Below are 13,799 nucleotides of genomic sequence, written 5' to 3'. Positions count from 1 at the left end.
GGCACACAGGGGTTCACGTTTTGGGGGAGTCGATCCCTGAGAGGAAGCCGGTCCAGGCCGAGGCGGGGAACTCCAGGGAAGCCAGGTGAGGATTCTGGCTGTCCCGGACACCGGTGACGGCCCCTTCCGAGACCTCCACGCACGTGCCGGCCTCGTTGCTGTAGCTGGACTTGTGCCAGGGCTTCTTCGCGATGCTCATCTGTGAGACCTCGTTCATGCGTCGAGTTCGGTGATTCGGGTTCGGATCAGGTCGCGGGAACGCTCTTGGGACATGGCCGCGGCCCGGAGGTGGTTGGACCTCAACTCGTGGTGTTGCACGTCCTCGGGTGCGTCGAACAACAGACCCTGTGGCGGGACGTCCACGTGCCCGACGCGGTCGTCACCGATCCACAGTAGGCAGAACCCGTAGTTCAGGCTCATGCCTTCGGACTGGGGCAGGACCTGGAGGTCGATTCTGGGGTGGTCGCTCAGCTCCAGGAGGTGTTCGAGCTGGGTGCGCATCACCTTGGGGCCACCCACCTGGCAGGTGAGGACCGGCTCGTCGATGACCCACCACATCTGCGAGGGAGATTCGCGATAGAGGATGCTGCGGGTCCGTTCCACTCGGGCTTCCAGCCTGCGCTCTCGTTCGGCCTCGTCGGGCACGGCTCCGCGACCCATCAGGGCTCGAATGTAGTCGGGGTGCTGGGCCAGGCCGCTGAAGAGCCCGAGGGTGTACTCGAAGATCTGGTCGGCCTCGTACTCCAGCGGGTAGTACGCGCCGCCGGGGATGTCCTCATAGGCGTTCCACCAGGCGGAGGAGCGGTTGCGGCTGGCTGCCTTGGCGATGTGGGTGAGTTCCTCGCGTAGCTCGTCGGGCGCCGTGTAGAAGCGGCAGAGGGCGTCGATCTCCGGGCCGCTGAGGCGCTTCCACTTCCCGTTCTCGATACGGGAGACCTTGGACTTGTGCCAGCCCATCTCCTCGGCGGCCTCCTCCTGCGACAGGCCGGTCCTGGCACGTAGTCGCTTGAGCTGGCTGATCAGGTAGTGCCGCCGGGCGGGGGAGCCCTGGACCGGAGTGCCCTCGGGCATCTCCACCTCCTGTCGTCGCTGTGCTGGCGTTGTCATCTTCCCACTGACAGAGAAGCACGCATCATTACTCATTGTACGCAAATCAACTTGCTGCACTTGTAATTTGCGTTGTTGCAAATCATGATGGATGCAAGCGGACTGATGCCGGATGGGTGACGGGTCCTGCTGTGTCGATTCGGTATGGACGTAGGCGAGGTGGTGCTCGATGGACGGGGTCGTGTGTTCCTGGGTGAGGCCGAGGCCGGTGGACGTGGGTCTGGCCCGTGGTCTGGTCGACCACGCTCTGGTGGCGGCCGGAGTGGGGGAGGCGGGGCGTGCAGCAGCTCGGCTGGCCGTGAGTGAGGCGTTCACGAACGCCCTCGTGCATGGGCGGCCGGAGGTGGGCGTGGAGGTGTGGTCGAAGCCCGGGCACTGCGCCGTGATCGAGGTGTACGACACCGAGGCCACGGTGCCGGTCTTCCCGCAGACGTGGGAGTTGGCGGATGCGGTGGCCGAGCACGGTCGCGGGCTGGGGCTCATCCAGGCCTTCACTCGCGAGGTGTGCGGTGCCTACCGCTGTGGTGAGGGCAAACGGGTGTGGTTCGCGGTGGCCCCGGACGGGGGCGAGATCGATGCCGATGCCGTTCGGTGTCTGGTGGACGAACGTGCTCGGCGGAAGGCCGACGGGGCTTCGTCCACGGCTGCTTGACCTCGGTCACCGCCGCCATGGGAAGCGCAGCTCCGGCTTCTTCCGGAGCCATTGACACTCATGGTGTTCCGGTCTGGCTGGCTTGAGGCAGAGGGAAGAGAAGGAGGAGAGATGGTGAGTGACCGCCGTGGGAAGCGCCGTAGGCGTCACCGGGGAGCGTGCCCGTACCTGGTTCGGCAGGACGACCGTGTGAGCACGGGTACGGGCTGCCTTGGCGCGTATGCCGGTTCGCTGGGGGCCGGGGGAGCTCGAAGAGTTGGCCGGTCTCGTGCGCATCTGGCAGGCGTTCCGCGCCGGGCCGTGTTGAGGTGGATCTCTGCTGATCTTGCGCTCCGCCCGTACCGGGGAGCGCACCAGGAGCATTTTCGAGGTACCAGGCATGCAAAGACCCCAGGTCGGGAGCACGCTACATGTGCTCTGACCCGGGGTCTCGTGTGGTAGGGCCCCAGGGGATCGAACCCTGAACCCGCGGATTAAAAGTCCGCTGCTCTGCCAATTGAGCTAAGGCCCCGTGTGGACGTCCGGGCGCTGCCGGAGTTTCACCGGGGACAACTCTACCGCAGCGCCACAACGGTCGTGGAGCGGTGAACACGCTTGTGTGGAGAGGATCCAGCCGTTGGCGGGGAGAGCCGGAGGCGGTCCCGGTGACCCGTCGGCGCTACGAGGAGACCGCGCACGGTGCGCCCCGGAACCAGTGCGTGCGGCGACGTGGCACGCAAGCCGTGTGCGCGGGCTTTCCTGGCGCGTCGCCGCGTCCGCGACGGGGCGTGTTGGTGTACTCGGAGGGCATTCCGAGCCAACCGACGACAAGGAGCATCATGGCGTTCTCCGAGAAGCAGCAGGCGGTCCTGCGCAAGCCCGCGTTCGGGCACGTGGCGACCCTCGGCCCGGACGGTGCGCCCCAGTCCAGCCCCGTGTGGATCGACTGGGACGGCGAGTTCCTCAGGTTCAGCCAGACCACGACCCGGCAGAAGCTGCACAACCTCAAGCGCGACGGCCGGATCGCGGTGTCGGCCGTCGACCCCGACGACCCCTACATGTACGTGGAGGTCCGCGGCGTGTGTGACCGGGTGGAGAAGGACGAGGACAAGGCCTTCATCAACGAGATGGCCCAGAAGTACCTCGGAAAGCCCTACCCCTGGGACGACCCCGAGGAAGAGCGCGTCATCGTCTACGTCCGCCCCGAGCGCTTCGTGGGCCGGTAGGAGCGTGTGCGGCCCCGCGTTGGTGGGGCCGCACCGCCGCACATCCCGGTACGCGTGGCTTTCGGCCCGAAAGAATACCTGTTGAGAAAGTTTGCATGGTCTGCAATAATTGGTCGTGCACGGGGGAGGACCATTGGGGCTGCGCGAACGCAAGAAGCAGGCCACGCGCCGCGCCCTCCAGGACGCGGCCGTGAGCCTCATCCTGGACCGCGGTCTGGAGAACGTGACGGTGGAGGAGATCGCGGCCGAGGCCGACGTCTCCACCCGGACCTTCTTCAACTACTTCGCCACCAAGGAGGACGCCCTCCTCGGCGACGTTCCGGGGACTCCCGACGAGGAGACGCGGCGGGAGTTCGTCAACGGCGGCCCCACCGGCGACTTCGTCGAGGACCTCATCACCGTGCTGATCACGTTCCTGGTCAGTACCGACGACCTCGCCACGCAGCGCGCCGACATGCGCCTGCGCAGGAAACTCATGGAACGCGAGCCCCAGCTCGTGCGCGGCATGCTCGCCCGCTTCCACAACGTGGAAATGGAACTCGCCGCGGCCATCGCCGAGCGGACCGGCGTCTCGCCCGAGGACGACCAGCCCCTCCTGGTCGCCGCGTCGGCCATGTCGGTGATGCGCCACACCATGAAGAGCCTCCACTTCTCGGAGAGCGAGGAGACCGCGGACGTCCGCGCCAAGATCCGCGCGGCCTTCCGCCATCTGGGCGAGGCCTACGGGCCGTCCACGCCCACCAGCTGACCGGGGCACTCCGGCCCCTCGGGGCCTCCTAGCAGGCGAACGGAGTCCCATGCCCACCACTCCCAGCCGCACCAGGCTGCGCTGGATCTTCCTGGCGATCATCCTGACGATGCTGCTGGCCTCCCTGGACCAGACCATCGTCGCCACGGCCCTGCCCACCATCGTCGGCGAGCTCAACGGCCTGGAGCACCTGTCCTGGGTCGTCACCGCGTACATGCTCGCGGCCACCGTCGGCATGCCCATCTACGGCAAGGCGGGCGACATCTTCGGCCGCCGCTACGTGTACCTGTTCGCGATCGTGGTCTTCCTGCTCGGATCCGTGCTGTCCGGGATCGCCCAGGACATGACCCAGCTCATCCTCTTCCGCGCCCTGCAGGGCATCGGGGGCGGCGGCCTGATGATCAGCGCCCAGGCGATCATCGCCGACGTCGTCTCCCCGCGGGAGCGCGGCAAGTACATGGGCATCATGGGCGCCGTGTTCGGGGTCTCCTCGATCGCCGGTCCGCTGCTCGGCGGCTTCTTCACCGACCACCTGGACTGGCGCTGGATCTTCTACATCAACCTGCCCCTGGGGGCGATCGCCCTGGTCGCGGCGGCGACCATGATCCGCCTGCCCAAGCCCGAGGGGCCCAGGCCGAAGCTGGACTACACGGGCACCGTGCTCCTGGCCGCCACGAGCGTGTGCCTGGTGCTGGTGACCAGTTGGGGCGGCCACACCTACGACTGGGTGAGCCCGCAGATCCTCGGCCTGGGCGCCGGAGCGGTCGCGGCGGCGTTCCTGTTCGTGTGGGTGGAGCGGCGCGCGGCCGAGCCGATCATCCCGCTGCGTCTCTTCCGTGACCGCGACTTCGTCCTCACCGCGCTGATCGGCATCACGGTGGGTATCGCGATGTTCTCCACGGTCTCCTATCTGCCCACGTTCCTGCAGATGGTCAAGGGTGCCAGCGCCACCGAGTCCGGACTGCTCATGCTTCCCATGGTGCTCGGCATGCTCACCAGCACCATCACGACGGGCCGCCTCATCTCCGCGACCGGCCGCTACAAGCACTGGCCCATCATCGGCACCGCCATCATCACGCTGGGCCTGGTCCTGCTCTCCCGGATGGACGCCGACACCTCCTACCTCTACAACGGCTCGGCGATGCTGGTCATGGGCCTGGGCGTGGGCATGGTGATGCAGAACCTGGTGCTGATCGTGCAGAACACGGCTCCCCGCCGCGACCTCGGCGCCGCCACCTCGGCGAACAACTACTTCCGCCAGATCGGTGCGTCCTTCGGCATCGCCGTGTTCGGATCGGTCTTCGTGTCCCGTCTCAACGAGCGGGTGGCCGACGTGCCGGGCGGCGGTCTGGAGTTCGAGGGCGGTGAGGCCGGGATCAGCTCCATGACTCCGGAGATGCTGCAGAGCCTGCCCGGCCCGGTGCGCGATTTCATCGTGGACGCCTTCGCCGGTGCCCTGCCCCCGATCTTCCTCTACGTGGTTCCGATCGCGCTGGTCGGGTTCGCGCTCTCCTGGTTCATCACCGAGAAGCCGCTGGCCACCACCGTCGGCGGCGCGGAACAGGACAGGGAAGGCGGAGAGGACGCGGAGAGCGGCTCCCGGGACGGGAAGGACGCCAGGAACTCCGCGTAGGCACAGGGCCCGCGTGGGCACAGGGGACTCCCGCCGCGCCAGCCCACGGCTCCCATCACAGGGGCGCACGGCTTTCCCGGGCCGGGGAGGCCGTGCCCCCGTGTTGTGGGACACGTCTCAGGAACGTCGCCGGCCCCTCCGCCGTCGAAACCTCCAAGGGGTGTTCCGGCGCCCCGTACCCGTACCCCTCCAGGGGGCTCGGGGGATGTCAGGGGAGACACCAGGGCTCTCCCCGATGGGAATCGTCGTGGGGAGGGGGCAAGGTGGAGACATGAACGAGAACTACCAGAACAAGCGCTTCCGACGCAGTGGCTCCGACCGGTATCTGGCCGGTGTGTGCGGCGGGATCGCCGAGTTCCTCAACATCGACTCCACCATCGTCCGCCTGGCCTTCGTGGTCCTGACGGTCCTCGGGTTCAGCGGCGTCTTCGTCTACATCCTGGCCTGGCTGATCATGCCGGCCGAGAACGAGAAGCGCTCCTTGCTGGAGCAGATCATCCGCAACTTCCAGGGAAAGCCGAGCGAGAACTGATGTGGACCCTCAGAGCACACCCGGGCTGGGAACGCCGTGAGCTGCGCGTTCCGCGGGAGGAGCGCGAGGTCGAGGAGACCCGCGACACCCCCGCGGAACGCGGCAAGGAACACTAGGGCGGTTCCGGCGGACACACGCCCTAGGCAGCGTTCTCGGTCGCGTTCATCTGCTCGATGGTCTGCCCGGCCATCCGCGACCACGGGATCGCCAGCAGCGTCGCGCAGACGACGCCGAGGGCACCGGCCGACGCGATGACGGCTCCGGTGCCGAAGTGCTCGGCGAAGAACCCGGCGATCAGGATGCTCACGCCCTGTGCGGCCTGAAGCCCCGCCGCGACCAGTCCGAAGGCCAGACCGCGGCCCTCCTTGGGCACGCACAGCACGAACGCCGCGTTGGCCACGAACTGGTAGGAACCCGCGACGCCGCAGAGCGCCAGGGCCGTCACCATCAGCCACAGCGGCGGACTGGCCAGCCACAGCAGCAGGGGCACGCAGGTGAGCACCGCCAGCGGGCCGAGCAGGCGCATGCGGGTGGGCGGCGGGATGATCCGCGTCAGGACGAGCCCGCCGGCGAAGGCGCCGACCGAGGCGCCCGCCATGATGAACCCCGCGGCGGCCGGACCCGCGCCGATCTCCTCGGCCATGGGGTTGGCCAGGCCATAGGGGATGCCGTACAGACCGGCGAGCCAGGCGAGCAGCGCCAGGGTGCGCAGACGCGGGTCGGCGAAGACGAGTTTGGCTCCGTCGCGGGTCATGGCCAGGAACCCGGGACGGTCCTCCTTCTCCGCGCGGGGCGAGGGGCGAGCCCTGACCCCCAGCAGCACGACGAGGGCGGACAGCACGAAGAGGATGCCGGTCGACATCACGGTGATGTTGGGGCCCACGTAGGAGACGATCACACCGCCGGCGACCAGCCCGGCGAGCATGCCGACCTGCGTGGTCAGCTGGATGATGGCGGTGCTCGCCACGTAGCGCTCGCCTTGCACGATCTCGGCCATCATCGCGGCTCGGGCCGCGGCGAAGGGGACCGACGGCACCACCGAGCAGAACAGCAGCACCCAGATGGCCCAGATCGGCATACCGGGGATGCCGATGAGCACGATGACGGCCGCTCGCACGATATCGCAGGCGACCATGACGCGTCGGCGGGGGAGGAGGTCGGCGAGTCCCGCGATCAGGGGGCTGATGATCGGGGGCAGGAAGGTCAGGGCCAGGGTGACGCCCGCGGCGAGCGCCGATCCGGTCACCTGGAAGACGAGGACGCTGGTGGCGATGTTCAGCAGGTTCGTGCCGATCATCGACAGGGCGTGGGCGAGCCAGACGGAGCGGAACTCGCTGATCGCCATGACGTCGCGGTAGCTGCTCCGCCAGTCGTCGCTGTTGGGGGCGCTCGAAGACTCGTGGTCTCCGTTGTCAGGTGTGTTGTCGAGGCGCGGATTGGCCACCCGGCACTCCCTTACTGTTACAGGGTTGTAATCACGCTGTGTCGTGTCCCAATAACCAACAGTTCCGGAAGGTGGGCTTCATCGCAAGCCTTTTCCGGGAATTCGTGTCTGATTCGTTGCTGTGAGTAAGGAATGCCAGGGTGGATTCGGTCATACTCTCCGCAGGTCATGAACGGATCGTTCTCCTCGGTACGGATAATCCGAGCGGGAGCTCGGAGGTGACCAGGAATGCCAGGTATGTGCTAATAGTTCCCTAGTTTGCACAGAGGGTTGTCCGAGGTGCTCACACGGGGGGCCGCGGCGCGGGGGAGGGGACCGGGCGGGCGTGGCGGATCAGCCCCAGCCGAGTTCGGTCAGCCTGGCGTCGTCGATCCCGAAATGGTGGGCGATCTCGTGCACCACGGTGACCAGGACCTCCTCCACCACCTGTTCGGGGGTCTCGCAGAAGGCGCAGATGTTGCGCCGGTAGATGAAGATCTGGTCGGGCAGCACACCGAAGTAGGCGTCCCCGCGCTCGGTCAGCGGGATGCCCTCGTACAGGCCGAGCAGCCCGTCCGGGGACTCCTCCTCGACGGTGATCACCACGTTGTCCATCAGCCCCGCCAGCTCGGACGGGATCTGGTCCAGGGCGTCGGCGACCAGTTCCTCGAAGTCCCTGCGTGTCAGTTCCACCACGTCCGCCATTGTGCTGCCTGACCAGGGTGCTTCGGAAGAGACATAACACTCTGGAGGGGAGGAAACATTGGGAACGGCCTCCCACGACGGCATGATGGGGGGTGTGTTGTCTTGGGAAGCGATCCGCGGGTACGACTTCCGTGGAGCCCTCCAGCGGCTCCGCGGCACCTTCGACCGGCTGCGTGCGGGACGCGCGTGGAGGTGGGGATGCGTCGTCGTGGCGGGCCTGGTCGGAGGCTGGCTGGGCCTGGCGCTGGGCGGGCATGTGGTCACCCCCATCGGCCCCGCGGACGTCACGCTGGGCCTGAGCCCCCAGTGGCACGGTGAGACGGTCGTCAACGTCGCCCCGCTGGGGCAGTTGGCCTTCGACACCCACAACGCCCCTCTCAAGCTCGAGGCGACCATCACCGACATCCGGCTGTCCGCGGCCGAGAAGGTCTTCACCGACCCCGACGCCATCAACCGCATGGCGGCGGGCATCGGCTCCGACCTGCGCGCCGGGGTGATCGACCTGCTGGTGCGCGCGGCGCTCGCCGCGGCACTCGGGGCGGCCGTGACGGGGCTGCTGCTCTTCCGGAACGTGTGGCGGGCCCTGGCCAGCGCGCTCGTCTCGCTGGGCGTGCTCGCGGCCTCCGGCGCCGTCGCCGCCAACACCTTCAACCCCAGCGCCATCGCCGAGCCCCGGTACACGGGCCTGATCGCGGGCGCGCCGCAGGTGGTGGGCAGCGCCGAGGAGGTGGTGGGCCGGTTCAGCCAGTACCAGGAACAGCTGGCGGGCCTGGTCGGCAACGTCGCGATGATCTACGAGGCCACCTCCACTCTTCCCGTGTACGAGGAGGACGAGTCGGTGATCCGTGTGCTGCACGTGTCCGACATCCAGCTGAACCCGGCGTCGTGGAGCATCATCAGCACGCTCCTGGACCAGTACGGGGCGGACATGGTGGTGGACTCGGGAGACCTCACCGACCGTGGCAGCGCGGCCGAGGACGTGTTCGCCGACGAGATCGGCGAGCTGGACGTCCCGTACGTGTGGGTGCGCGGCCAGCATGACTCCATGGGCACGCAGCGCGCCGTGGAGGCGCAGGAGAACGCCGTGGTGCTGGACGGGGAGATCCAGGAGGTGGGCGGCCTGACCTTCTACGGATCGGGGGACCCCCGGTACAGCCCGGACGCGACCCGCCTCAACCCGAACGCCGCCGAGGTGGCCGCCCAGGGCGAGGAGGAGGCCGAGGAGGTGATCCGCTCCAAGGAGGACGTGGACGTGGCCCTGATGCACACGCGCACGCAGGCGGAGGCGTTCGACGGGGTGGTGCCCCTCGTCCTGACGGGTGGCGAGCACCTGCGCTCCACCGAGCTGACCGACCTGGGCACCAGGTTCCTGGTGCAGGGATCCACCGGCGGTGCAGGGCTGCGTGGCCTGGATCACGAATCCGACCGTCCGATCCCGTACCAGGCGTCGGTTCTGTACTTCGATGCCGAAACCGGGCGCCTCCAGGCGCGCGACGACATCGACCTGGGCGGGGTCGGGCTCACGTCGGCGCAGGTCGAGCGGCACATCGAGGCCGATCCGGACCGCCCCGTGGGAGAACCGGCCTCGGGTTCGGAGGAGGAGACCGGCGGCGCCGAGCGCACACCCTGACGGTGGTGTTCCCGCAGGTAGGGTGAATAACGGACGCTCGGGGGAATCACTTTGGTGTTGGTCGGGTATCTCCCCTATGCTTGGCATGTCACACGGGCCCCCATCGTCTAGCGGCCTAGGACGCCGCCCTTTCAAGGCGGTAGCGCGGGTTCGAATCCCGTTGGGGGTACGACGCGGTTCGAGCACTGCCGGACATCTGGCAGAATGAGAAGCGCAACGACGTGCGGGGCCACGCGGCCCGGCGCGACAACAGAACAAGGTCCTGTGGAGCAGTTAGGAGTGCTCGCCACCCTGTCAAGGTGGAGGCCGCGGGTTCAAATCCCGTCAGGACCGCTGTCGCCGAGAGATCGGTGAGCGCGGCTAGGTAGCTCAGTTGGTACGAGCGTCCGCCTGAAAAGCGGAAGGTCGGCGGTTCGACCCCGCCCCTAGCCACAACCCACACACATGCAAAAAGGCCCCGCCACCTGTGTAAACAGATGGCGGGGCCTTTTCGTGCGTCGGTGGCTGTCGGTGGACCGTGGCGGCTTTCAGTGGGTGGCCGCGCTGAATACGCGCTGAAGTCTCAGAAGCGTCGGCGGGCCTCCTCGATCTGCTCCTTCGCCCGGTCCTCCTCTCCCACGAGGCACTTGGCGTAGATCTTCTTGAGCACACCCACGCTGTGCCCTGCCCACTGGGCCACGAGCGTCTCCGAGACGCCCGCGTTGAGCCACGTGGACACGCAGGTGTGTCGAAGGTCGTAGGGACGCCTCGCGAGCGGAGAGGCCGCCTCAGCGTCGCTCAAGGCCTCCTCACGTGCCCATTCCCACGCACGCCGGTAGGTGATCGTCGCCAGAGGACCGCCTCGGATTCCGGTGAACAGCCGCCCCTTGGGGTCGGTGCCGAACTTCTCCATGTGCTCCCAGAGCAGTCTGGTCAGTTCGGGGTCGCAGGGGACTGGCCGGACTTCCCCCTCGCCTCGCTGCTTGGGACTTTTACGAGTGTCACGGCTGGTGCCGTCGTCGGTGAACTCCGGCCGGGCGTCCGGTGTCACCTCGCCCACATACAACGTCCCCCAGCCGTAGGAGACCACCTCACGCCCCTCCTCGGTGGTCTCGCGCTTCGGGGCTGGCAGGGACAGGTCGTGCTTGTGGAGGTTGACTGCCTCCTCGGGGCGGAGCGCGGCGTAGTACATCGACCCGAAGAACGCCACGAGTCGCGGGCCGGACTTCATGCCCCGGCGCCGCTCGGTCTCCTCGTAGCCGTACTCCCGCACCTTGTCGAGGAGAGAGCGGGCCTGCTTCGGGTTGACCACACACCGCCGGTCGACCTGGTGGATGGAGCGGGACCCGGACGCCTCCAGCTCACCGATCGGGTTCTGTTCGAGCAGACCTTGGTCGACGGCGTACCTCAGAGCAGCCTTGAGGATGCCGTGGTTGCGGCGCTGCGATCCGATCACCAGTTTCTTGCCGTTCAGATCCCGGATCGCCGCCTGGAGGGCGGCCTTGGCCACCGACGAGTCCTGTAGGTCCGAGATCGGCCGCGAATGCTCAGAGACCCATTGCAAGGCGTCGGCCACTTCCTGGGGTCGGTCGCCGGCCCGGAACGTCTTGCTGTAGGCGAACCGCCGGAGCGCGGCGCGGAGCAAGACAGGGTCGGGCATCTCTCGTTCGGTGGTGAACAGGGCGGTCGTCGCCATCGTGAGTGCGAACGAGATGTTGCCCCGGTGCTTGGCGGAGATGTCGGGCCACTTGTGGTCCACGTAGGAGACTGCGAAGTCGTGCCATGTCACCTCCTCCCTGGTCTCGGCCTTCTTCTCCATCTCAGCCCGGAGCAGCCCCACGGGAAGACCGCGGCTGATGCTGAATCCCTCACCTTTGCTCTGTGCCTGTATGAGCTGGGAGCGGAACGCTTCGGCCTGAGCGGACGACCCGTGGGGCTGGCGGTGGGGCTTCTTTTCCACTCGCCAGCGCACGGTGTGCGTGGTGACGCGAGCTCCCTGGTAGACCTCGGTCTTCCAGATCCGCACCTGGTAGCTCAGGTCATCGGGGTCGATCATCGAGCGTTGTCCTCAGCGCTGGTCATGAATTTCTCGAACTCGGATCGGCGGATCCGCAGACTTCCGTTGGGCAGCTTCGCGCACTTGGGAGCGCGTCCCTTCTTGCGCCAGTCGTAGAAGGTGTCGCGGCTGATCATCAGCTCCTCGCAGAAGTCGTCGACCGTGAGCCAGCCGCGGGTGCGCTGGGCGGGGATCCTGGGGACCTTGACGGTGCTCATTCGGGTGCGACCTCCAGGTAGACGCGGACGTGGTCGGGATTGTGGCGGCTCGGGTAGGCCCCGGACGGGTCGGCGGACGGCAGTGCGTCGGTGATGGCGTCCACGACCTGGTCGACGGTCTCGGGCGGTCCGATCACGCGGACCTTGGCCAGGTCCAGGCGGCGCTTGCGGTGTTCGGTCATGCTGGGAGTGCCTTTCCTTCGGGTTGGGTGCGGCCCCGGCCGGGCTGGCAGGCATCGGGTCCGGGGCCGCTTTCGGATGAGCGTGGTCAGGTGCGGTGGCGGTGCGCACAGCTGGTGCACACCCGCGGATGGGTCGTGGCCTCGAATCGGCGGAATCCCGCTCCGCACGTGGTGCACGGGCCGATCTCCACGGGTTCGGCGGACGTCTTTTCAGAGAGTGGGGGGAAGCCAGCCTCCGCAGGCTCCGTAGCCTCCGCAACCTGCTGTGACCTGGGATGACGAGCGGAGCCTGGTGCGGAGGCTGCGGAGCCTGGAGTCTCCGTGCCCCTGGGGTCAGATGTGACTGCCTGGTCAAAAAAAAGGGTGTCCTGCCTGGTCACCGTGGTGTCCGGGGCAGGATCAGCGTGCGGAGGCTGCGGGGCCTGGCCGTCGAGGCTGTGGGCGGTGAAGGTGTAGAGCTGGCGGCGGTGGCGCTCCTTGGACCGCCCGGCCTCGGCCACGCTGATCCCGATCGACCTCAGCACCGGGGCGTCCCGCTTGAGCTGGCCGGAGGCGCGGGTGGCGTCCACCGGCCAGGAGCGGGGCCGCGGGTCCGGGGCGGGGATCAGGTCCAGGAGTTGGCTGATGGACCCGGTCCATGACCCGCGCTCGTCGATGAAGTCCGCCACCGCGCTGGTGAACGGTTTGGCGTCGAGCAGGTCGGCGGTGGTCACCTGGGAGGCGGTCAGGTAGGTGTCCAGGGTGTTCCAGCCCAGGACCGTGTCCAGAGCCCCGAGGATGCGTGCGAAGTCGGCCATGCGGGGCAGCTCGTCCAGGTGCGTGGTGGGTAGCTCGGCCAGCACCCGGCACAGCAGGTCCAGCAGGGCGGCCCGGATGGCGGGCGCGTCGCGGGTGTAGGCGGCGGCGACCTCGTTGTGGGGGCGGCGCTGCTCCCTTTTGATGGGCAGGAACTCCACGGTCAGCATCCGCTCGGACAGGTCCGAGGCCAGAGCACCGGTGTCGATCGAGGTGAGCGCGATCAGTCGTCGGAAACTGAGGACGGACACGTCGTCGTCGGAGTACAGGGCCCGGTCGACCAGGCCGTCACCGGTCACCGCCTTGCACAGGGTGTCCGACAGCCACATCGGGATGACCGAGACGTTGTCCAGGCACACCGCCCACGACGCGGAGGCGACGGTGGCCCAGGTCTTGATGTCGCGCGGCAGCGACCGCAGCGCGGCCGGGGAGGGATCGAGCAGGTTGATCAGCATCTCCAGCGCGGTGGACTTGCCGGTGCCCTGCTCGCCCTTGCCGCCCAGGATCGGGTGGGGCAGGTCGGGCATCATCCCGGCCACCATCCACCCCACGATGAGCCGGAAGGAGGGCTCGTCCACGTTGAGCAGGTCCCGCAGCGCGGCCAGGCCTTGGGTGGTCTGCCCGGCCGGGCCGGGCTCGGTCATGGGGCTGGTCAGCTTGGTGCGCCGGAACAGCACCGGGCTGCGTTCGGCGATGTGCCAGCCGTCGGGGCCGGCGACCACGCACCTCCCGTCCGGGGTGCCCAGGTCGATGACCACCTGGTCGCCGTTCTCGGTGCGGTGGGTGGCCAGCCGCAGGTGGATGGGTTGGGGTTCTTGGTCCATAGCGCGTCCTTCCAAGACGGAGATCGCGTCGGTCAGCGCGGACTGGGAGGGCACCGCGTGGTGCTCGGCGTAGTACTGGCGGGCCAACTGCACCCGCAGCCCGTCCTTGC

General features: G+C 67.9%; 14 protein-coding genes and 4 tRNA genes. 9 read left to right on the top strand and 9 right to left on the bottom strand.

The annotated features are described in order from the left end of the window. Nucleotides 1–13: 13 nt before the first annotated feature. Together FYX01_RS13990 and FYX01_RS13985 are read right to left on the bottom strand one after the other, a co-directional pair. Nucleotides 14–217, bottom strand: a complete 204-nt coding sequence (locus FYX01_RS13990; protein ID WP_394350466.1) for a DUF397 domain-containing protein — start codon at nt 215–217, stop codon at nt 14–16. Next, nucleotides 214–1,071: a helix-turn-helix domain-containing protein gene (locus tag FYX01_RS13985; protein ID WP_223830458.1), complete on the bottom strand. Its 858-nt coding sequence runs from the start codon at nt 1,069–1,071 to the stop codon at nt 214–216. Before FYX01_RS13985 ends, FYX01_RS13990 begins: the two co-directional genes overlap by 4 nt. Nucleotides 1,072–1,276: 205 nt before the next feature. Here FYX01_RS13985 and FYX01_RS13980 point away from each other — a divergent pair, with 205 nt between their 5' ends. Next, nucleotides 1,277–1,759 carry an ATP-binding protein gene (locus FYX01_RS13980; protein ID WP_150241383.1) on the top strand — a complete coding sequence of 161 codons (483 nt, stop codon included), beginning with the start codon at nt 1,277–1,279 and terminating at the stop codon, nt 1,757–1,759. 435 nt (nt 1,760–2,194) lie between these two features. Here FYX01_RS13980 and FYX01_RS13975 read toward each other — a convergent pair. Beyond that, a tRNA-Lys gene (locus tag FYX01_RS13975) sits at nt 2,195–2,270 on the bottom strand. 307 nt (nt 2,271–2,577) lie between these two features. Between FYX01_RS13975 and FYX01_RS13970 the strand changes: the two genes are divergently transcribed. The 4 genes from FYX01_RS13970 (at nt 2,578) to FYX01_RS13955 (ending at nt 5,877) form a co-directional block, all read left to right on the top strand. Next, nucleotides 2,578–2,964 (top strand): PPOX class F420-dependent oxidoreductase, encoded by a 387-nt coding sequence (locus tag FYX01_RS13970; RefSeq protein WP_150241381.1) that lies wholly within the window; start codon nt 2,578–2,580, stop codon nt 2,962–2,964. A 133-nt stretch (nt 2,965–3,097) separates the two neighbouring features. Beyond that, nucleotides 3,098–3,712, top strand: coding sequence for a TetR/AcrR family transcriptional regulator (locus FYX01_RS13965; RefSeq protein WP_150241379.1), 615 nt, complete (start codon nt 3,098–3,100; stop codon nt 3,710–3,712). A 49-nt stretch (nt 3,713–3,761) separates the two neighbouring features. Beyond that, entirely contained in the window at nt 3,762–5,345 is a 1,584-nt protein-coding gene (locus FYX01_RS13960) for an MDR family MFS transporter (protein ID WP_150241378.1), read from the top strand. A 271-nt stretch (nt 5,346–5,616) separates the two neighbouring features. Continuing rightward, complete coding sequence (locus FYX01_RS13955) at nt 5,617–5,877, top strand: PspC domain-containing protein (protein ID WP_150241376.1); 261 nt, start codon at nt 5,617–5,619, stop codon at nt 5,875–5,877. A 139-nt stretch (nt 5,878–6,016) separates the two neighbouring features. On the opposite strand, the gene FYX01_RS13950 is transcribed toward FYX01_RS13955, so the two are convergent. Together FYX01_RS13950 and FYX01_RS13945 are read right to left on the bottom strand one after the other, a co-directional pair. Beyond that, on the bottom strand, nt 6,017–7,321 hold the full coding sequence (locus tag FYX01_RS13950) for an MFS transporter (protein WP_150241374.1): 1,305 nt from the start codon (nt 7,319–7,321) through the stop codon (nt 6,017–6,019). 333 nt (nt 7,322–7,654) lie between these two features. Further along, nucleotides 7,655–8,005, bottom strand: coding sequence for a metallopeptidase family protein (locus FYX01_RS13945; protein ID WP_150241372.1), 351 nt, complete (start codon nt 8,003–8,005; stop codon nt 7,655–7,657). A gap of 85 nt (nt 8,006–8,090) precedes the next feature. Between FYX01_RS13945 and FYX01_RS13940 the strand changes: the two genes are divergently transcribed. The 4 genes from FYX01_RS13940 (at nt 8,091) to FYX01_RS13925 (ending at nt 10,067) form a co-directional block, all read left to right on the top strand. Beyond that, nucleotides 8,091–9,635, top strand: coding sequence for a metallophosphoesterase family protein (locus FYX01_RS13940; protein WP_394350471.1), 1,545 nt, complete (start codon nt 8,091–8,093; stop codon nt 9,633–9,635). 96 nt (nt 9,636–9,731) lie between these two features. Beyond that, nucleotides 9,732–9,804, top strand: a tRNA-Glu gene (locus FYX01_RS13935). An 89-nt stretch (nt 9,805–9,893) separates the two neighbouring features. Continuing rightward, a tRNA-Asp gene (locus FYX01_RS13930) sits at nt 9,894–9,968 on the top strand. A gap of 25 nt (nt 9,969–9,993) precedes the next feature. Then, nucleotides 9,994–10,067 (top strand) — tRNA-Phe (locus tag FYX01_RS13925). Nucleotides 10,068–10,197: 130 nt separating this feature from the next. Here the strand turns inward: FYX01_RS13925 and FYX01_RS13920 are convergent. From FYX01_RS13920 to FYX01_RS13905, 4 genes are all read right to left on the bottom strand, one after another. Continuing rightward, a complete protein-coding gene (locus FYX01_RS13920; protein WP_150241370.1) occupies nt 10,198–11,670 on the bottom strand; it encodes a tyrosine-type recombinase/integrase in 1,473 nt (490 codons plus the stop codon). Next, nucleotides 11,667–11,888, bottom strand: a complete 222-nt coding sequence (locus FYX01_RS13915) for a helix-turn-helix transcriptional regulator (protein WP_150241368.1) — start codon at nt 11,886–11,888, stop codon at nt 11,667–11,669. The genes FYX01_RS13920 and FYX01_RS13915 overlap by 4 nt, the downstream gene beginning before the upstream one ends. After that, nucleotides 11,885–12,070, bottom strand: a complete 186-nt coding sequence (locus FYX01_RS13910; protein ID WP_150241366.1) for a hypothetical protein — start codon at nt 12,068–12,070, stop codon at nt 11,885–11,887. Before FYX01_RS13910 ends, FYX01_RS13915 begins: the two co-directional genes overlap by 4 nt. Before the next feature lie 86 nt (nt 12,071–12,156). After that, a partial coding sequence (locus FYX01_RS13905; protein WP_150241364.1) for an ATP-binding protein occupies nt 12,157–13,799 on the bottom strand: 1,643 nt, incomplete at its 5' end.

The organism is Nocardiopsis quinghaiensis, from assembly GCF_008638365.1.
Lineage (GTDB): Bacteria > Actinomycetota > Actinomycetes > Streptosporangiales > Streptosporangiaceae > Nocardiopsis > Nocardiopsis quinghaiensis.
This window is presented reverse-complemented; position numbering and strand designations above follow the sequence as displayed.